Genomic DNA, 18,201 nt, shown 5'->3' with positions numbered 1-18,201 from the left:
GGCGGCTTACCTGGAAGCGGGCGCGTTGGTGTTGGCCGGCGCGTTGCCGGCGGCCGGTGCATTGCCGCTGGCCGGCGCGTTGCCGCCCGGGCCGGCGCCTCCCTGGCCGCCCTGGGGCCGTTCGCCCGCCCCATGGCGCGAGCGCGGCCGCGTGGCCGGCGTGGTGCCCGCCGGCGCCCCGGCGCCCAGGTTCTGGTCGGAGGACGACGGGATCACGTCGGAACTGGTCACCACCTCGACCTTGGCCCCCGCGCGCAGGCGGTCGGTGCCCTCGGTCACCACGCGGTCGCCCGGCTTCAGCCCCTCGTTCACGGCCACCATGCCGCCGTTGATCGGCCCCAGCTTCACCTGGCGCACCTGCACGGTGTTGTCTTCCTGGACCAGGAACACATACGAGCCGGCCGAGCCCTGCTGCACGGCGGCCACGGGGATGGCGGTGGCGTTCTTGCGCGTGGTCACGTGCAGGCGGGCGTTGACGAACTGGTTGGGAAACAGCGCATCGTCTTCGTTGTCGAAACGCGCCTTGAGCTTGAGCGTGCCGGTGGTGACGTCGATCTGGTTGTCCAGGGTTTCCAGCGTGCCGGTGGCGATACGGTGCGTGTCGGCGCGGTCGTAGGCGTCCACCGCCAGCTTGCGGCCGGCCGCAAGCTGCTCGCGCACTTCGGGCAGCTGCGTCTCGGGCAGCGTGAACACCACCGAGATCGGCTGGGTCTGGGTAATGACCACCAGCCCGTTGGTGTCGGCGCTCGACACCAGGTTGCCCTTGTCGACCTGGCGCAGGCCCAGCCGCCCGCTGATGGGCGCGGTAATGCGCGCGTACTCGAGCTGAAGCTTGGCATTGTCCACGTTGGCCTGGTCGCTCTTGACCGAGCCTTCGTACTGGCGGACCAGCGCGGCCTGGGTATCGACCTGCTGCCGCGCAATGGAGTCCTGCTTGTAGAGGGTCTGGTAGCGCTGCAGGTCGCGGCGCGCGTTCTCGAGCTGGGCCAGGTTCTGCATCTGCTGCCCCTGCGCCTGCGCCAGCGCCACCTGGAACGCGCGCGGGTCCACCTGGGCCAGCAGGTCGCCCGCCTTCACCTTCTGGCCTTCCTGGAAAGCCACCTCGACCAGCTCGCCGCTCACCCGGCTGCGCACCGTCACGGTGTTGTAGGCCGTCACCGTGCCCAGCGACTTCAGGTAGATGTCGATGTCCTGGGTGACGGCGCTGGCCACCCGCACCGGCACCGCCATGCTGGGCATGCCCGCCATGCCGCCCCGCGGCCCGAATCCCTGCCCCCCGGAGCGGGACGAAGGCCGCAGCACCAGCCAGGCAATGCCGGCCACGACGAGCAGGACCACGAGCAGGCCGACGATGCGGCCTCGGCTCCAACGGCGGGAAGGGGTGTCAACAGAACGGCTATCGGACATCGCTTGCGTATGGGCTCGGTCGGAGAAAGCCGTATTGTCTACTACCCGATCCTGAATTGCCCCGCCGCGCTCCGTCGCTGAAATACCCCGCAACAGGAATCCGCCCCCGCAAGCGGCTGAAAACACAAGAAAATTGGGGACACTCTATCCGCCGACCCGCGCATGCCCGCTGCCGACCGGCTCCCTCAAGAATGACCGACCCGGAACTCCGCAGAGCGCCAGTGTCTTCCCGCAATTGCGCATCCCGTCCACAAGAACCGGCGCCGCCCTCGGGGGGTGGGGGGAAGCACCGAAGGCGCTACGGGGCGGGCCCCATTCACACCGCGCAAAGCGTCATCTGGAATGGAATGTCGCGCGCGACCTGCTGGGGCTTGAACTCGCCGTCCTGGGTGGAAAAGCGTATCCAGACCATGTACTTGTTGGCGCTGATCTCGGGAAAGGCGCCGGTGGCGCGGTCGACCCAGACGCGCAGGAGCTGGTACTGCTTGCCGCCCAGCATCTGCTGGTATGCGCCCGCCTCGGCCACCACGTCCGTCTTGCGGCCGGATTCGCGCAGCAGCCGCAGGGCCAGCGTCAGGCCGTCGTACAGGGGAATGAAGGGAGCGATCCAGTTCTGCAGGTCGGCGCAGCGCGCGGCCTCGGATTTGTGCTGCCAGGCATAGTAAGAAGGCATGTCGACCTGGGTGGCGGCGCCGGGCACGGTGAGCCGCCCCCGCAGGCTGGTCAGCCATTCGTTTTCACGCAGCGACTGGCCCGTCTTGCCGGGCGCGGCCAGCGCGGCGCTGACTTTTTCCATTTCGCGCAGCATGCTTTCGAGCGCGTCCTGCGCCACGCCGGGGTGCTCGCGCAGCCCGACCAGCGCCAGACGCTGGCGCTCCAGGTCCTGCAGCAGCGCGCTTTTCACGTCGGTGCGCTCGCAGGCGTCGAGCAGATCGAAAAGCGAGGCGACCGCGACCTGGTGCTGTCTGGAATCTCCCTCGCGCGCAAAGAAGAACAGCCTGTCGAACAGGTATTCCAGCCGCAGATACGCACGGATGCGCTCATTGAAGGGGTATTCGAAAACAATCACGCTTGATACAGGCCCGTCAGTAGTGAATCGGCCGGCAGCCGGAGGTCGAGATGAGAGCCCGGCCGAACCCGCGGTTCACCGGCCCGTGGCGCTCGCCAGTGTCAACCAGCGGTCATGCAGGTCTTTTGCCTGCGCGCGCAATTGCTCCGGCGTGGTGGCGCCATCGTTGACGATGATGTCGTCGGCGGCTTCCAGCCGGCTTGCCCGCGCAGCCTGTGCCGCCATGATACGCCGGATGGCAGCCTCCGTCAGCCCGCTGCGGGCCCGCACCCTCGCCACCTGCGTGTCGGGGTCGCAATCGACCACGCAGATGCGGTCCAGCCGCGGCCTCCAGCGCGGCAGCGACTCCACCAGCAGCGGCACGACGAACACCAGGTACGCGCCGCGCGCGGCCTGCGCCTGGCGCTCGGTTTCGTGGCCGATGAGCGGATGCAGAATGCCTTCGAGCCGTTGCCGCGCCTGCGGATCGGCGAATGCGCGCTCGCGCATCCAGGCCCGGTCGAGCGAGCCGTCGGCAGCCACCGCGCCGGGGCCGAACTCGCGCGCCAGGGCGGGCATGGCCGCGCCGCCCGGCAGGGTCAGCGCGCGCGCGATCTCGTCGGTATCCACGATGGATGCGCCCCATTCGCCGAGCATGTCCGCCACGCGCGTCTTGCCCGATCCGATGCCGCCCGTCAGGCCGATCTTGTACATGTGTCCTCCCGCTACGTCAGAGAATGCGCCACAGGCCGGGCTCGCCGCCCAGGAACAGCACCGCCAGCCCCGCCAGCGCCAGATACGGCCCGAACGGCAGGGCCTGCCCGCGCGCCGCGCGGCCTTGCAGCGCCAGCGCGCCGCCTCCCAGCACCCCCGCCAGCGACGCCACCAGAAGCAGCAGCGGCAGTGCCTCCAGGCCGAACCAGGCGCCCAGCGCGGCCAGCAGCTTGAAATCGCCGAATCCCATGCCTTCGCGGCCCGTGCACAGGCGAAAGACATGGAACACCAGCCACAGGAACCCATAGCCCGCGGCCGCGCCCAGCACCGCCATGCGCAGCGAGGTGAACCCGCCGTCGAGGTTGACCAGCAGTCCGCCCCAGAGCAGCGGCAGCGTCAGCGCGTCGGGCAGCAGCGAGGTTTCGATATCGATCCAGGCCAGCAGCAGCAGCGCCGCCACCAGCGCCATGGCGCACAGCGCGATGGGCGCCGGGCCGAAGCGCCACGCGCAGGCGGCGAACAGCAGGCAGGACAGCGTTTCCAGCACAGGATAACGCCAGCCTGCGCGCGCGCCGCAGCCCGGGCAGTCTTCACGGCGGCGCCAGCTCGCCAGGGGCAGGCGCGCGCCCCAGGGCCTCCAGGATTCACATTGCGGGCAAGGCGCGGGCGGCGCGCAGCGCGCAGCGGCGGCGCGCGCCGCGCCTCCCGCCGCCTCGTCGATCTGGGCCTGCCACTCGCGCTCCATGGCGCGCGGCAGCCGGCGGCTCAGGACGGCAAGGCCGTTGCCCACTGCCAGGCCGAGCAGCGCGGCGGCCGCGACAAACCAGGCAAGCGGGACGGCGGCTTCGTGCCAGAGCGTCATTGCGCCCACGCCGCGCGGGCCGCCGCGCGCGCCCGCTTCGAGCCGTTGCGCGCAACGGCGGGACCTCCCGCCGGCGCGTGTCGTAAATTGTGCATACAGGAGAATGGCGTAAGCCCGCGGACCTCGATTGCAACGGGGAAATCTCTCCGAATCTTCGCATAAATGCGTAAAATCGGAGACAGACTCAACTCACCGGACAAGCTGCCATGACCGCGCGCGCAGAATACCTTACCCGCCCCCGCAAACCAGGCATTACCGGACTGCTGCTGGTGGGCGCGGCGCTGGGCATGACAGGCTGCGCCCAGCAAAAGACCGAGGGCTATTATGACCCGCCGGTCGAAAGCACCGTGACCGATGCGCAAGCCCAGGGTTCGGGCGCCAACTACCGCAGCGTGATCCGCGCGCCCTCGCAGGTGCAGATCGCCCTGAAGCCGCCCGCCCCCAACAGGCAGCAGCAGAACGCCGCCGCCGCGGCGGGCGCGCCAACCACCGAAGACGGCACGGCCGTGCCACAAGGCGCTAACGAAACCGAGCCGGCGCCCGCGCCGGCGCCCAGCGTCAATGCGGCGGCCCAGGCGCTGGTGCCCCAGCCGCAGACCTACATGGGCACCCTGCCGTGTTTCTCGCCAGCCATGCAATGCACGGCGCAGCGGGTCACGCTGACGCTGGCGCCCAACGGCCGCTGGCGCGGCCGCGTGGCCTACCTGGACAACGACCCGAAGAAGGGGCCGCCCCTGGCCGAGCAAGGCTGCTGGGACGCCACCGCCGAACACCCGCCGCGCGTCATTCTCATGGACGGCCAGGGCAACCCCCGCGCCGAGTTCGTCGTGTCGCAGAACAACGTGCTGCGCGTGCGCTCGGTGGCCGGCCAGGTGCCCAACCTGAACTACACCCTGACCCGCCAGCCCGACCTGGACCCCATCGACGAGCTGGCGAAGGCGCCCGCGCTCAAGTGCCCCTGAACCCGCCACGCGGGCGTGGGCCGTGCTGAAAGGCGTCGGCCGCAGCCGCTGCGCCGATCGCGGCGCAGCGCCCGGCCTCATGCCCTGGCCCGCGGCCCGAACCGCGGCCCGACCCATGGTCTGCCCCACGGCCGCAATCAGGGGCGTGAGCGCGGCAACGTGCGCCATGGCGCCGCGCGCTGCGGCGCACGCGCGCCGGCCCTCGGATTCGCCTCCGCGCCGGCCTCGATATTCGTCCTGGCGTTTTTGCCGTCCGCGGAGCGGGCCCGGCCAGGCGCGGGCGCCCCATCGCCATGGGATTCAGCCGCGTCCGTGGACGTGGCTGCGCCCGGACGGCTGCAGCCTCGGGCGGCATAGCCCCGCGCCACGGGTTCGTGCAGGCGCATGGCGGAAAGCGAGGACGGATTTGCGGGCGGCGCGACACCGAACCGCATAACATCGGGCTGCGTGGCGTCGGGCTGCGCGGGGCCGGGCGGCTCCAGCATGCGGGCATGCGCGCACAGGCGGCAGGCCAGTTGCATGGCGTTGCGCACCTGCAGCTTGGCGAAGATGCGGGCGCGATGGGCTTCCGCCGTGCGCAGCGAAATGCCCAGATCGATGGCGATGACCTTGTTGGGACTGCCGGCGGCGACGTAGGCGGCAATCTGCCGTTCGCGCGGCGTGAGCCGGGCAAGGAATTCGGAAAGGTCGGGACGCGGCTGCATGGGAGGCCCTTTTGCAATGAACGATTGCAGGCAGTCTGCCGGGCCCGGTCTTTCCGCGTAAGCTGGCAATTCTGCCAGGGGGCGCCCCGCCGGCGGGGCGCCCGGGCGGCATCCGCCGCCGCAGGCCAGGGCGCGTCAGCCCTGCCCCAGTTCGAGGTTGTCGATGAGGCGCGTGGCGCCCAGCTTGGCGGCGGCCAGCGCCACCAGGGGCTCGCCGGCCTGCAGGTCGGCGGCCTGCGGGCGCTTCAGGTCGCGCTGGCGGCGCACCGCCACGTAGTCCACCTGCCAGCCCCGGCGCGCCAGCTCGGCCGCGGCATCGCGCTCCAGCGCGGCGGCATCGCGTTCGCCCGCGGCCAGGCGCTGGTCGATGCGCCGCAGCTCGGCGTACAGCGCGGGCGCCTCGGCGCGCTCGGCGTCCGACAGGTAGCGATTGCGCGACGACAGAGCCAGGCCGTCGTCCGCGCGCACGGTTTCATGCGCCAGCACGTCCACGGGAAGCTGGAACTGGCGGCACATGGCGCGCACCACCATGAGCTGCTGATAGTCTTTCTTGCCGAACACCGCCACGCGCGGCTGCACGCAGGAGAACAGCTTGAGCACCACGGTGCTCACGCCGGCGAAGAAGCCCGGACGAAACTCCCCTTCCAGGATGTCGCCCAGGTCGTCGGGCGGCTGCACGCGGAAGTTCTGCGGCTCCGGATACATTTCGCGTTCGTCGGGCGCGAACAGCACATAGACGTCGCGCGCGCGCTCCAGCTTTTCGATGTCGGCCGCCAGGGTGCGCGGATAGCGGTCGAAATCTTCGTTGGGACCGAACTGCAGGCGGTTGACGAAAATGCTGGCCACCACCGGGTCGCCGTGCTGGCGCGCGAGCTTCATGAGGGCGAGGTGCCCTTCATGCAGGTTGCCCATGGTGGGCACGAAAGCGACCCGGTTCTGCCCGCGCAGGTGGTCCCGCAATTCCTGGATGGTGTGTACGACTTTCAAGGGGTTTCTCCGGAGAGGGAAACGGCGGCCGGCCGGGTTCAGGCGGCGGCCGTCACGCTGGTGTAGGCCAGGCGCACGTAGATGGGCGCGTAGGGTTCGGCCTGGGTGATTTCCAGCAGGGATTCGCGCGCGAGCTCCAGCATGGCGATGAAATGCACCACGACGACGGCGGCCGGCGCGCCTTCGCGGATGCGCTCCATGAACAGGTCGCCGAACTCCATGAAGCGCACGTCGTTCAGGCGCCGCAGGATGTGCGTCATGTGGTCGCGCACGGACAACTGCTCGCGCGTGATGTGGTGGTGCTGGTTGAGCCGGGCCCGCTTCATGATGTCGGCCCAGGCGGCGCGCAGGTCGTCGACGCTGACCTCGGGCAGCGCGCGCTCCACGTTGAGCTCGGCCACCGCCTGGCTGCTGAGGAAATCCCGCCCCAACTGCGGCAGGGCGTCAAGCTTCTGCGCGGCGAGCTTCATCTGCTCGTATTCGAGCAGGCGGCGCACCAGCTCGGCGCGCGGGTCTTCGGGCTCTTCGCCGGTGTCGGTCTTCTTGACCGGCAGCAGCATGCGCGACTTGATCTCGATGAGCATGGCCGCCATGAGCAGGTACTCGGCGGCCAGTTCGAGGTTATGGATGCGGATCTGCTCCACATACGACAGATACTGGCGCGTGACATCCGCCATGGGGATGTCCAGCACGTTGAAGTTCTGCTTGCGGATCAGGTAGAGCAGCAGGTCCAGCGGCCCCTCGAACGCTTCCAGGAACACTTCCAGCGCGTCGGGCGGAATGTACAGGTCGGTCGGCAACTGGAACAGCGGCTCGCCGTACAGGCGAGCGAAGGCCACGCTGTCGACGGTGTCGGGCGTGCTGTCGATCTGCGGTTCCACTAGCGCGGCCAGGGCGTCGCCCGGAACGGACGAGGGCAGGGACATGGCGGCCGGCGCGTATCAGTCGGCCTGATACACATAGGGCTTCTGCGGCACGCGGGCGGCGCGGAAACCCTCCAGCAGCTCCTGGTCCTGGGGCTTGTCCCAGAGGCGGGCGCGGCCTTCGCGCTGGCGCTCTTCGGTGCCCGGGTGGGACTTCTTGTACTCGTTGAGGAACTGGGTGATCTCGGATTGGTAGTTGTTTGCCATGACACCAATTTCAGCGGGTTTCAGATGGGGGGAGTTTACTGCACGCGGGCCCCTTCCCCGGGCGTTACAATCGTCAGGCGCCCCTCTCAGATCGTTCCCGCACCGCTTCCGCCCATGCCCGCAGAATCCGCAGCAGCCCCCCGTCCCGGCCAGTCCTCTCCCCCGGACGCGGCGCGCGCGGCACGGATGATTCCATTCATCGTGGGCTGCGCGCTTTTCATGCAGATGCTGGACGCCACGGTGGTGGCCACCGCGCTGCCCGCCATGGCGCGCGCGCTGGGGTCCACGCCGGTGCGCCTGAACGTGGCCATTACCTCTTACCTGCTGTCGGTGGCCGTGTTCGTGCCGGTGAGCGGCTGGGCGGCCGACCGCTACGGCGCCCGCCGCGTCTTCGTGGCCGCCATCGGCCTTTTCACCCTGTCGTCGGTGGCCTGCGCGCTCTCGCAAGACCTGGTGCAGCTGGTGCTGGCCCGCATCGTGCAGGGCATGGCGGGCGCCATGATGGTGCCGGTGGGCCGCATCATCCTGCTGCGCACGGTGCCCAAGGAAGACCTGCTCAAGGCCATGTCTTTCCTGTCCATCCCGGCGCTGCTCGGCCCCGTGATCGGCCCGCCGCTGGGCGGGTTCATGGTCACCTATATGTCGTGGCACTGGATCTTCCTCATCAATATTCCCATCGGCGTGCTGGGCATCGCGCTGGTGATGCGCTGCGTGGCCGAGATCCGCGAGGAAGGCACCCCGCCGCTGGACTGGCCCGGCTTTCTGCTGAGCGCCATCTGCCTGGCCTCCCTGGTGAGCGGCTTCGAGGCCATCGGCCGCGACGTGATGCCGCTGCCCCTGCTGCTCGGCCTGATCGCGCTGGGCGCGGCCTGCGGTCTGCTGTATGCGCGCCACGCCCGCCGCAGCGACCGCCCCATCATCGACCTGTCCCTGATGCGGGTGCCCACTTTCGCCATCGCCACCCTGGGGGGCAACCTGTGCCGCTTCGCGGTGGGCGCCACGCCCTTCCTGCTGGCCATGCTGCTGCAGGTGGGCTTCGGGCTCACGCCGTTCTCGGCCGGCCTGATCACTTTCGCCAGCGCGGCCGGCGCCCTGCTCATGAAATTCGTCGCTACGCCCATCGTGCGCCGCTTCGGGTTCCGGCGCGTGCTGACCGTGAACGCGGTGCTTACCGGCAGCTTCATCGTCCTGTGCGCCGGCTTCACGCCGCAGACGCCGGTATGGTTGATGATCCTCATTCTTTTGGTGGGAGGCTTTTTCCGGTCGCTGCAATTCACGGGGGTAAATACGCTAACCTATGCCGACATCCCCCCGGCCATGATGAGCCGCGCCAGCAGCTTCGCCGCCATGGCGCAACAGCTCGGCATCAGCCTGGGCGTGGGGGTGGCCGCGGTTACGCTGAACATCAGCATGGCCTTGCGCGGCGCCGACAGGCTTGCCGTGGGCGACGTGGTTGCCGGATTCATCGTCATAGGCGTGCTGTGCGCAGCATCGGTCTTCTCCTTTAGACGCCTCGAGCCGCTGGCCGGGGCACACCTGAATGGCGCCAAACAAAGTGACGACGAATGAATTTGTCCTCGCCCTGGACCAGGGCACGACCAGCTCCCGCGCCATCGTCTTCGACCGCGAGGGCACGGTGCGCGGCGTCGGCCAGCGCGAATTCCGCCAGTTCTACCCGCGTCCGGGCTGGGTCGAGCACGATGCCGCCGAAATCTGGCACAGCCAGCTCGACGTGGCGCGCGAGGCCCTGCGCAACGCCGCCGTCTCGGCCGCCGACGTGGCGGCGCTGGGCATCACTAACCAGCGCGAAACCACCCTCATCTGGGAGCGCGCCACCGGACGGCCGCTGGCGCGCGCCATCGTCTGGCAAGACCGCCGCACCGCGCCGATGTGCGACCAGCTGCGCGCGGACGGCCATGCCGATTTCCTGCAGTCGCGCACGGGGCTGGTGCTGGACGCCTATTTCTCGGGCACCAAGCTTGCCTGGCTGCTCGACCACGTGCCCGGCGCGCGCCAGGCCGCCGAACGCGGCGAGCTGGCCTTCGGCACGGTCGACACCTGGCTGATCTGGCAGCTCACCGGCGGCGCCGTGCACAGCACCGACCCCAGCAACGCATCGCGCACCATGCTGTTCGACCTGCACACGCAGGACTGGAGCGACGACATCCTGGCGCTGCTGCGCATTCCCCGCAGCGTGCTGCCGACCATCGCGCCCAGCAGCGCCGTGGTGGGCCGCACCCAGCCCGAATGGCTGGGCGGCGCCATTCCCATCGCGGGCGTGGCCGGCGACCAGCAGGCCGCGACCTTCGGCCAGGCCTGCTTCGCGCCCGGCATGGCCAAGAACACCTACGGCACCGGCTGCTTCATGCTGATGAACGTGGGAGACAAACCCGTGGCATCCGGCCACAACCTGCTCTCCACCGTGGGCTGGGGCCTGCCGGACGGACAAGGAGCGGGCTGGAAACCCACCTACATGCTGGAGGGCGGCGTCTTCGTGGCGGGCGCGGCGGTGCAGTGGCTGCGCGACGGGCTGGGCATCATCCAGCGCTCCGAGGAAATCGAATCCCTGGCCGGCAGCGTGGCCGACACCGACGACGTCTTCATGGTGCCCGCCTTCGCGGGCCTGGGCGCCCCGCACTGGGACCCCTATGCGCGCGGCACCCTGGTGGGCCTCACCCGCGGCACCACGCGCGCCCACATCGCGCGCGCCACGCTGGAATCCATTGCGCTGCAAAGCGCGGAACTGCTGGCCTGCATGAACGCCGACAGCAGCATCGACTTCACCGAGCTGCGGGTCGACGGCGGCGCCGCCCGCAACGACCTGCTCATGCAAATGCAGGCCGACCTGCTGGGCGTGCCGGTGGTGCGGCCCCGCGTGCCCGAATCCACGGCGCTCGGCGCGGCCGGACTGGCCGGGCTGGCGGTGGGGTTCTGGGCCGACCAGGAAGAATTCGCTTCCAAATGGCAGGCCGAACGCCGCTTCGAGCCCACCTGGCCGGCCTCGGTGCGCGAAGCCCGCATGCGCCGCTGGCGCCAGGCGGTGGAGCTGGCGAAAGGATGGTCCCGGCCTGAATAGCAGGCCCGCCCAGGGGGGGGGGCCGCCCAAGGGGCCCGTCCAGGGGCTGCGCTGGCGGACCGGCGGAGCCGGATCCCCGGTGCCTGGCCTGGGGACGGCTCGGGTTGGAATGTTCGCTTTTCGCGGAGCAAGTGGCGCGCGTCGGCGCGGCGGGGCTATAGCCGTTCGGCCAGGAAATCCAGGAAGCAGGCGATGCGCCGGGCCAGCGGGGTGTTGCGGTAGTACACGGCGTGCATGGGCTGGAGATAGTCGGTGTAGGCGTGTTCCATGACTTTCACGAGCCGGCCCTGGGCCAGATCGTGACGCACCATGAATTCGGACAGGCAGGCCAGGCCCACGCCCTCCAGGGCGAGCAGGCGCTGGGTTTCGCCGGAAGACGTGGCCAGGGTGGGCGTGATGGGGTAGCTCGAGCCGCCCTCGTGCCTGAGCGGCCAGACGTTCAGGGTTTCGGGCTGGGTGAAGCCCAGCAGTTCATGGCCGGCCAGGTCTTCCACCCGCCGGGGTTCGCCGCGCCCGGCCAGGTAGCGGGGGCTGGCGAGCAGGAAGCGGGGCGAGGGGCGCAGCGGACGGGCGTGCAGGGAGGAATCGGTGAGCGGGCCGGCGCGCAGGGCCACGTCGGTGCGGTGCTCCAGCAGATCCACGATGCGGTCGTTGCTGGTGAGTTCCAGCAGGATGGCCGGATAGCGCTCGCGGAATTCCCGCACGTGCGGCACCACGCAATGCAGCATCACCGGCGCCGACGCGTCCACGCGCAGGCGTCCGGCGGGCTGCTGGTGGATGATGCGCATGCATTCCTCCGCTTCTTCCAGCGACTCCACAATGCGGCGCGCCTTTTGCAGAAACTGGCTGCCCTCCTCCGTCAGCTCCATGCGCCGGGTGGTGCGCGACAGCAGGGTCACGCCTAGCTGCTCCTCCAGCCGCGACAGGCCGCGGCTCACGCCCGAAGCGGTCTGGCCCAGCATTTCGGCGGCGGCGCTCATGCTGCCGCCGTCCACCACCGCCAGGAACAGCCGCAGCGCGTCGGAATTCAAGGCCATCATTGAGTCCAAGTCATAAGCATTTTTTCTTTATAGCTGTTTTTCTCACGAATCAGCCGGCGCAGAATGCGAGTCCTGGCTTGCGGGCCCGCGCCTGGCCGTCCCGCCGCGCGGACAGACCCGCCCGCCATGGGCCTACCCCGCCCGGGCTGGCCCGCCTCCTTCCCGTTCCGTTTCCGGAGGTTCACATGCCTGTCGCCTTGTGGGCGCCCGCCGTCGGCGCCTTTGGCATCGGCACCACCGAGTTCGTCATCATGGGCCTGCTGCCCGAGGTGGACGCCGACCCGGGCATCTCGCTGTCGGGCGCCGGCCTGCTCGTTACCGGCTACGCCCTGGGCGTCACGCTGGGCGCGCCGCCCGTGGCCATCCTCACCACCCGGCTGCCGCGCAAGACGCTGCCATCGCGCTGATGTTCACCGGCCTGGCGGTCGCGCTGGCGAGCTGGAAGCTCGACCGGCGGCCCGCCCGCGCGGCCGCGGCCTGCGCATAGCCCGCGCCGCTCCCCATGCATGACGGTGACGGCCTGTTACGGCATGGCCGACGGCAAGGTGCAGGACGCCGGCGCAGGCGGCCCTGCGCTGGCTGGAGCGGCAGGACAACGCGATGGCGCTCATCAGGCCCCTGCGCTGCGAGCGCCGCCGGGCCCAACGGCCGGCGGGTGGCGCCTCCCGGCCTGGAACTGAGCCGCGGGCTCAGGATCCGGCCAGCTTGCCGAAGGCGGCATCCAGCCGCTGCTGCGCGGCCTGCAGGCGGCCGCGCGCGTCCTGCGACCATTTGCGGTCGGCCTCCAGGCTGGACTGCGCCTCCTTCAGCATGCGCGCCACTTCCGCCGGCTGCGGACCGCCCAGGCCCTTGCTGGAAGCCACCATGTTCTCGGCCGTGAGCGCCTTGCGGAATGCCGCCTCGGTCAGCGGCAGCCTGGCGTTCTCGATGCCGAAGCTGCGGGCCGCCTCCGTATAGATGCGCTGCACCTCGGCAAACGGCAGCTCGGCCGGCTTCAGCCCGTTCTGCCGGCCATAGGTTACGAGGTCGGAGGCGAAATGGTGGCCGATGCGAAACGGCACATCGGCGTCGCGCTGCAGCACGTCCGCCAGCTCGGTGGTGGTGGAGTATTCGGCGTTGACCTCCTCCAGCGCGCGCCCGGAGTTGAGCACCAGCCCGTCCAGCATGGCGCTCAGACGCCGGTACATCTCGGTGGCGGAATCCACGGCCTCCTGCGCCTGCGCGCGCTTGTAGTCCGGCATGCCGGGCGTGACGTTGTGCGCCACCACCAGCGCGGTCATCGCGTCGCCGATAGCCTGGCTGGCCTGCAGGCGCAGCGTGTTGAGCGCATACGGGTTGCGCTTCTGCGGCATGATGCTGCTGGTGCCCGTCAGCTTGCCCTCCTGCAGCATGAGCCAGGGGCGCGTCTGGTGGTATTGCGTGTGCACATCCTGCACGAAAGCGCCCACGGTCAGCGCCATGGTGTTGACCAGGCCGGCCGCCTCCGCGCCCACGTCGATCTGCGCGAGCTGGTTGGCGTCGTACGAGTTCTCGGCCACGCCGTCGAAACCCAGCAGGTCGGCCAGGCGCTTGCGGTCCACCGGGAAACTGGAGGTGCCCAGCGCCGCCGAGCCCATGGGGCTCAGGTTCAGGCGCGCGTAGGCTTCGCGCAGCCGCGCCGCGTCGCGCCGCAGCACGGCGCTGTAGCCCAGCAGGTAATGGCCGTAGGTAATGGGCTGGGCCTGCACGCCATTGGTGTAGGCCGGCACGATGGTGTCCGCGTACTTCGCGGCCATGGCGTCGATCTTGCCGCGCGCCTCGTTCAGAGCGTCGTACAGGTCGAGCATGCGGTCGCGCAGCATGACGCGGCGCGTGGTCGCCAGGATGTCCTGGCGGCTGCGGCCAGAGTGCATGCGGGTGGCGTCGGGCCCGGCGATGGCGATAATGAGCGGCTCCAGCTTGAGATAGTCCTGCGGGCGCTTGCCGCCGGGCTTGTCGCCCTGAGCGATGACCTCGGCCACGGCGCGGGCGGTCTTCACGCCCAGGTCGCGCGGCATGATGCCCTGCTCCACGGTCATCACCGTGGAAGCCTTGTTGAACTCGCCCAGCCAGTAGAAGTCGTCGCGCCTGGCGGTGTCCGCGGGCGCCGCGGCGGACGCGGCGGCATACAGCGCCAGGCCCAGCAAAGCCAGGCGCGGCGGTCGGGGAATTGCCTGAATCATCTCTGTCTCCTTGAGGCGGCCGCGTTTGCGGCTCTGGAAAAAGCAGCTTAGACACTTCCCCTACCAACGTAAAATATATGGAAAATCGAAGAACCATATTTTTTACATATCCCATGGACCTGCGCCATCTGCGGTACTTCCTGGCCGTGGCCGACGCCGGCCACATCACGCGCGCGGCCGAGGCGCTGGGCATCCAGCAGCCGCCCCTGTCGCAGCAGATCCGCGCGCTCGAGGCCGAACTGGGCTGCACGCTGTTCCACCGCCTGCCGCGCGGCGTGTCGCTCACCGCGGCCGGACGCCTGCTGGCCGAAGACGCGCGCCGGCTGCTGGGCGACGCCGACGGCCTGCTCGCACGCATGCGGCGCGTGGGCGCCGGAGAAGAAGGCGAGCTTTCCGTCGCATTCACCAGCTCCGCCTCGGCCCATGGGCTGGCCCCGGCCCTGCTGCGGAGGCTGCGCCAGGACCGCCCGGGCATCCGCGTGCAGGTGCGCGAACACAATGCGGCCGAAATCATGGAGGGCGTGAAGGCGGGGCACCTGGACGCGGGCCTGCTGCGCCGCCTGGTGGCCGAACCCGAGGGGCTCAGCGTGGAGACGCTGCTGGAAGAGGAAATGGTGCTGGCGCTGCCGCAGGACCATCCGCTGGCCCGGCGCGCCCGGCCGGGCGCGCCGCTCGCGCGGCTGCCGTCGCTGCCGCTGGAGGCGCTGCGCGACGAGACATTCCTCCTGGTGCGCCGGCCGGGCGCGCCGGGCATGTACGGCGACCTGCTCGCCCTCTGCGGCCGGCTGGGCTTCGCGCCGCGCATCGGGGCCGAGGTCGAGCGCATGATGACCAACCTGAATCTCGTGGCCGCGGGCGCGGGCGTGTCTGTCGTGCCCGCCTCCATGCGCGACAAGGAAAGCGGCAACGTGGCCTATTTCCGCCTGCGGCGCGACCAGCGCCTGGCGGCGCCGCTCACGCTGGTGTATCGCGCCGGCCCGGGCAATGCGGCGCTGGACGCGCTGGTGCAGGCGGCCCGCCAGGCCGCCGCCGCGCTGCGCAAAGCGGCCGGAAACCGATAGCCGACGGGCCGCGCATTGCGCGGCCCGTCGGGCAGGGAAAAACGGAAAGAAATGCGAACCAGCCCGGGCGGGGACACCCGCCCCGGCTCAACGCTTCTGCTTGAGCTGAGAAAGATCGCGCACCGCGCCGCGGTCGGCCGAGGTGGCCAGGGCGGCGTAAGCCTGCAGGGCCTGCGAGACGACGCGCTGGCGGCCCACGGGCTGCCAGGCATCGTCGCGCGCATTCATGGCGTCGCGGCGGCGCGCCAGTTCGTCGGCGGAAACGGCGAGGTGGATCTTGCGCTGCGGGATGTCGATCTCGATCACGTCGCCATCCTCGACCAGGCCGATGGCGCCGCCTTCGGCGGCTTCCGGCGAGGCGTGGCCGATGACCAGGCCCGAAGAGCCGCCCGAAAAGCGGCCGTCGGTGAAGAGGGCGCAGACCTTGCCCAGGCCCTTGGACTTCAGGTAGGACGTGGGGTAGAGCATTTCCTGCATGCCGGGGCCGCCCTTGGGGCCTTCGTAGCGGATCACCACCACGTCGCCCGGCGCGACCTTGTCGCCCAGAATGCCTTCGACCGCGTCATCCTGGCTTTCGAACACGCGCGCGCGGCCCGTGAACACCCATTGCGATTCGTCCACGCCGGCCGTCTTGACGATGCAGCCCTTCTCGGCGAGGTTGCCGTACAGCACGGCCAGGCCGCCGTCCTGCGAATAGGCGTGCGCCTTGTCGCGGATGCAGCCGCCGGCGCGGTCCGTGTCCAGCGTGAGGAAGGTGGCGTCCTGGCTGAAGGCCTCGGTGGTGGGGATGCCGCCGGGCGCGGCGCGATAGAACGTCTGCGCCTCTTCGCCCGCGCCGCCCTTCACGTCCCATTTGCGGATGGCCTCGCCCAGGGTGCCGCTGTGCACGTTGCCGCAGGACAGGTCGAGCAGGTCGGCGCGCGCCAGCTCGCCCAGGATGCCCAGGATGCCGCCGGCGCGGTGCACGTCTTCGATGTGGTACTTGTCCGTGGCGGGCGCGGCCTTGCACAGGCAGGGCACGCGGCGCGAGATGCGGTCGATGTCGGCCATGGTGAAGTCCACGCCCGCTTCCTGGGCCGCCGCCAGCAGGTGCAGCACGGTATTGGTGGAGCCGCCCATGGCCACGTCCAGCGTCATGGCGTTTTCGAAGGCGCTCTTGGTGGCGATGCTGCGCGGCAGCACCGAGGCGTCTTCTTCCTGGTAGTAGCGGCGGCACAGGTCCACCACGAGGCGGCCGGCCTGCTCGAACAGCCCGCGGCGCCAGGCGTGCGTGGCCACGATGGTGCCGTTGCCCGGCAGCGACAGGCCGATGGCCTCGGTAAGGCAGTTCATGGAGTTGGCCGTGAACATGCCCGAGCACGAGCCGCAAGTGGGACAGGCGCTGCGCTCGACCTCGGCGACCTCCTCGTCCGAGACGTTGGGGTTGGCCGCCTGGATCATGGCGTCGATCAGGTCGATCTTGGCGATGACCTTGCCGTCGGCGGGCGACTTGACCTTGCCGGCCTCCATGGGGCCGCCCGACACGAACACCGCCGGAATGTTCAGGCGCATGGCGGCCATCAGCATGCCCGGGGTGATCTTGTCGCAGTTGGAGATACAGACCATGGCGTCGGCGCAGTGCGCGTTGACCATGTATTCCACCGAGTCGGCGATGAGTTCGCGCGAAGGCAGCGAATACAGCATGCCGCCATGCCCCATGGCGATGCCGTCGTCCACGGCGATGGTGTTGAATTCCTTGGCCACGCCGCCGGCGGCCTCGATCTCCTTGGCGACCAGGGCGCCAAGGTCGCGCAGGTGCACGTGGCCCGGCACGAATTGCGTGAAGGAGTTCACTACCGCGATGATCGGCTTGCCGAAGTCGCCGTCTTTCATTCCGGTGGCGCGCCAGAGCGCGCGGGCGCCGGCCATGTTGCGGCCATGGGTCGATGTGCGGGAGCGGTATTGCGGCATGATTTGTCTCAGACTGTTGGCGTAGGCGGCAAAACGCTAAATCATACGCCGGTTCCGGCCGGGCCAGTCGGCCGGGGCCCGGCCCCGCCGGCTTTCGGACGGCCTCGCGCCCATTCAGGCGGCCGCGCCGCCCCGCGCGGCGTAGGCGCTGGGCGTCTCGCCGGTGGCCTTGCGGAACATGGCGGCAAAGGCGCTCGGGCTCTCGTAGCCCAGCTCCAGCGCCACGTCCAGCACGCGCTCGCCGCGCGCCAGCCGCTCCATGGCCGCCAGCAGCCGCGCCTGCTGACGCCAGCGGCCGAAAGTCATGCCCGTGTGGCGCAGGAACAGGCGGTGCACGGTCTTGGGATCCACGCCCAGGCGCCGGGCCCAGTCCGCCGCGCCGGCCGGCTCGCCGGGATGGCGCGCCAGCGCCCGGCAAATGCGGGCCAGCCTGGGCTCGGCGGGCTGGGGCAGGTGCAGCGGCAGGGCCGGTTCCTGGCGCAGCTCGTCCAGCAGCAGCAGCATCAGCCGCCCGTCGCGCGTGCCGAGCCGCCAGTCCGCCGGCACGGCCGAGGCGGCCACGATCAGTTCGCGCAGCAGCGGCGTAACGGACAGCACGCAGCATTGCGCGGGCAGGCGTCCGGCCGCGCCGGCCTCGACGAAAACGGCGCGCACGCGCGCCGCCCCGCTCACGCGGATGCCATGGGGCGTCCAGGCCGGCACCCAGACGCCGCGCGTGGGCGGCGCCACCCAGATGCCGGCCGCCGTATCCACCACCAGCACTCCCGAAATCGCATAGAGAAGTTGGGCGCGCCGGTGGCGGTGCCGCCGCACGCGGTGGCCGTCCGGATAGTCCACGGCCAGCGCCGCCACCGGCCGGGGCGAGGCTTCGTAGGAAAAGAGGTCGGGATCCGCGGGCGCGGCCGGGTCCGTGTCCGGGGCTATGTCCATTTTTCGATGATACTTGCCCGATTGACGTTAGACGGGCACGCCCGGCCCGCCTAGCATGCCTGGACGGATTCCTGCCCCGATTCACCGTTCGCCTGCCCGCTCCATGCCCGCCCTGCCGCCTCCGCATTC

General features: G+C 70.1%; 16 protein-coding genes and 1 pseudogene. 5 read left to right on the top strand and 12 right to left on the bottom strand.

Features of this window, described 5'->3' with window-relative positions:
* Nucleotides 1-6 precede the first annotated feature (6 nt).
* From NGJ44_RS17085 to NGJ44_RS17070, 4 genes are all read right to left on the bottom strand, one after another.
* Nucleotides 7-1,407 (bottom strand): MdtA/MuxA family multidrug efflux RND transporter periplasmic adaptor subunit, encoded by a 1,401-nt coding sequence (locus tag NGJ44_RS17085; RefSeq protein WP_082308378.1) that lies wholly within the window; start codon nt 1,405-1,407, stop codon nt 7-9.
* Between the two features lie 316 nt (nt 1,408-1,723).
* Nucleotides 1,724-2,476: a cell division protein ZapD gene (gene zapD / locus NGJ44_RS17080; RefSeq protein WP_251864672.1), complete on the bottom strand. Its 753-nt coding sequence runs from the start codon at nt 2,474-2,476 to the stop codon at nt 1,724-1,726.
* 75 nt (nt 2,477-2,551) lie between these two features.
* Nucleotides 2,552-3,169 carry a dephospho-CoA kinase gene (gene coaE, locus NGJ44_RS17075; RefSeq protein WP_251864671.1) on the bottom strand — a complete coding sequence of 206 codons (618 nt, stop codon included), beginning with the start codon at nt 3,167-3,169 and terminating at the stop codon, nt 2,552-2,554.
* A 16-nt stretch (nt 3,170-3,185) separates the two neighbouring features.
* Nucleotides 3,186-4,031, bottom strand: a complete 846-nt coding sequence (locus NGJ44_RS17070) for a prepilin peptidase (protein ID WP_251864670.1) — start codon at nt 4,029-4,031, stop codon at nt 3,186-3,188.
* Between the two features lie 206 nt (nt 4,032-4,237).
* Here NGJ44_RS17070 and NGJ44_RS17065 point away from each other — a divergent pair, with 206 nt between their 5' ends.
* Complete coding sequence (locus NGJ44_RS17065; RefSeq protein WP_251864669.1) at nt 4,238-4,993, top strand: copper resistance protein NlpE N-terminal domain-containing protein; 756 nt, start codon at nt 4,238-4,240, stop codon at nt 4,991-4,993.
* Nucleotides 4,994-5,130: 137 nt separating this feature from the next.
* Here the strand turns inward: NGJ44_RS17065 and NGJ44_RS17060 are convergent, their stop codons facing one another.
* From NGJ44_RS17060 to NGJ44_RS17045, 4 genes are all read right to left on the bottom strand, one after another.
* Nucleotides 5,131-5,697 (bottom strand): response regulator transcription factor, encoded by a 567-nt coding sequence (locus NGJ44_RS17060; RefSeq protein WP_251864668.1) that lies wholly within the window; start codon nt 5,695-5,697, stop codon nt 5,131-5,133.
* 135 nt (nt 5,698-5,832) lie between these two features.
* Nucleotides 5,833-6,684 carry a pantoate--beta-alanine ligase gene (gene panC / locus NGJ44_RS17055; RefSeq protein ID WP_251864667.1) on the bottom strand — a complete coding sequence of 284 codons (852 nt, stop codon included), beginning with the start codon at nt 6,682-6,684 and terminating at the stop codon, nt 5,833-5,835.
* A gap of 38 nt (nt 6,685-6,722) precedes the next feature.
* Entirely contained in the window at nt 6,723-7,610 is an 888-nt protein-coding gene (locus NGJ44_RS17050) for a segregation and condensation protein A (RefSeq protein WP_251864666.1), read from the bottom strand.
* A gap of 15 nt (nt 7,611-7,625) precedes the next feature.
* Entirely contained in the window at nt 7,626-7,814 is a 189-nt protein-coding gene (locus NGJ44_RS17045; protein ID WP_053245662.1) for a DUF3460 family protein, read from the bottom strand.
* A gap of 186 nt (nt 7,815-8,000) precedes the next feature.
* On the opposite strand from NGJ44_RS17045, the gene NGJ44_RS17040 reads away from it, so the two are divergent.
* Nucleotides 8,001-9,383: a DHA2 family efflux MFS transporter permease subunit gene (locus tag NGJ44_RS17040; RefSeq protein ID WP_235490346.1), complete on the top strand. Its 1,383-nt coding sequence runs from the start codon at nt 8,001-8,003 to the stop codon at nt 9,381-9,383.
* Nucleotides 9,370-10,890: a glycerol kinase GlpK gene (gene glpK / locus NGJ44_RS17035; RefSeq protein ID WP_251864665.1), complete on the top strand. Its 1,521-nt coding sequence runs from the start codon at nt 9,370-9,372 to the stop codon at nt 10,888-10,890. The genes NGJ44_RS17040 and glpK overlap by 14 nt, the downstream gene beginning before the upstream one ends.
* A gap of 155 nt (nt 10,891-11,045) precedes the next feature.
* Here the strand turns inward: glpK and NGJ44_RS17030 are convergent, their stop codons facing one another.
* Nucleotides 11,046-11,927 (bottom strand): LysR substrate-binding domain-containing protein, encoded by an 882-nt coding sequence (locus tag NGJ44_RS17030; RefSeq protein WP_251864664.1) that lies wholly within the window; start codon nt 11,925-11,927, stop codon nt 11,046-11,048.
* A 188-nt stretch (nt 11,928-12,115) separates the two neighbouring features.
* Here NGJ44_RS17030 and NGJ44_RS17025 point away from each other — a divergent pair.
* Nucleotides 12,116-12,325: pseudogene (locus NGJ44_RS17025) on the top strand (MFS transporter); the annotation flags it as partial.
* Between the two features lie 294 nt (nt 12,326-12,619).
* Here NGJ44_RS17025 and NGJ44_RS17020 read toward each other — a convergent pair.
* Nucleotides 12,620-14,131: an argininosuccinate lyase gene (locus NGJ44_RS17020; RefSeq protein ID WP_251864663.1), complete on the bottom strand. Its 1,512-nt coding sequence runs from the start codon at nt 14,129-14,131 to the stop codon at nt 12,620-12,622.
* Between the two features lie 113 nt (nt 14,132-14,244).
* Here NGJ44_RS17020 and NGJ44_RS17015 point away from each other — a divergent pair, with 113 nt between their 5' ends.
* Nucleotides 14,245-15,192 carry a LysR family transcriptional regulator gene (locus NGJ44_RS17015; RefSeq protein WP_251864662.1) on the top strand — a complete coding sequence of 316 codons (948 nt, stop codon included), beginning with the start codon at nt 14,245-14,247 and terminating at the stop codon, nt 15,190-15,192.
* 87 nt (nt 15,193-15,279) lie between these two features.
* On the opposite strand, the gene ilvD is transcribed toward NGJ44_RS17015, so the two are convergent.
* Both ilvD and NGJ44_RS17005 read right to left on the bottom strand, forming a co-directional pair.
* Nucleotides 15,280-17,142, bottom strand: coding sequence for a dihydroxy-acid dehydratase (gene ilvD / locus NGJ44_RS17010; RefSeq protein WP_251864661.1), 1,863 nt, complete (start codon nt 17,140-17,142; stop codon nt 15,280-15,282).
* A gap of 114 nt (nt 17,143-17,256) precedes the next feature.
* Nucleotides 17,257-18,072, bottom strand: a complete 816-nt coding sequence (locus tag NGJ44_RS17005) for an AraC family transcriptional regulator (protein WP_251864660.1) — start codon at nt 18,070-18,072, stop codon at nt 17,257-17,259.
* Nucleotides 18,073-18,201: the final 129 nt, after the last annotated feature.

The organism is Achromobacter sp. Marseille-Q4962 (genome assembly GCF_943737005.1).
Classification (GTDB): domain Bacteria; phylum Pseudomonadota; class Gammaproteobacteria; order Burkholderiales; family Burkholderiaceae_B; genus Achromobacter.
The sequence above is the reverse complement of the archived record's forward strand: the minus strand, read 5'-3'. Positions and strand labels throughout refer to the sequence as shown.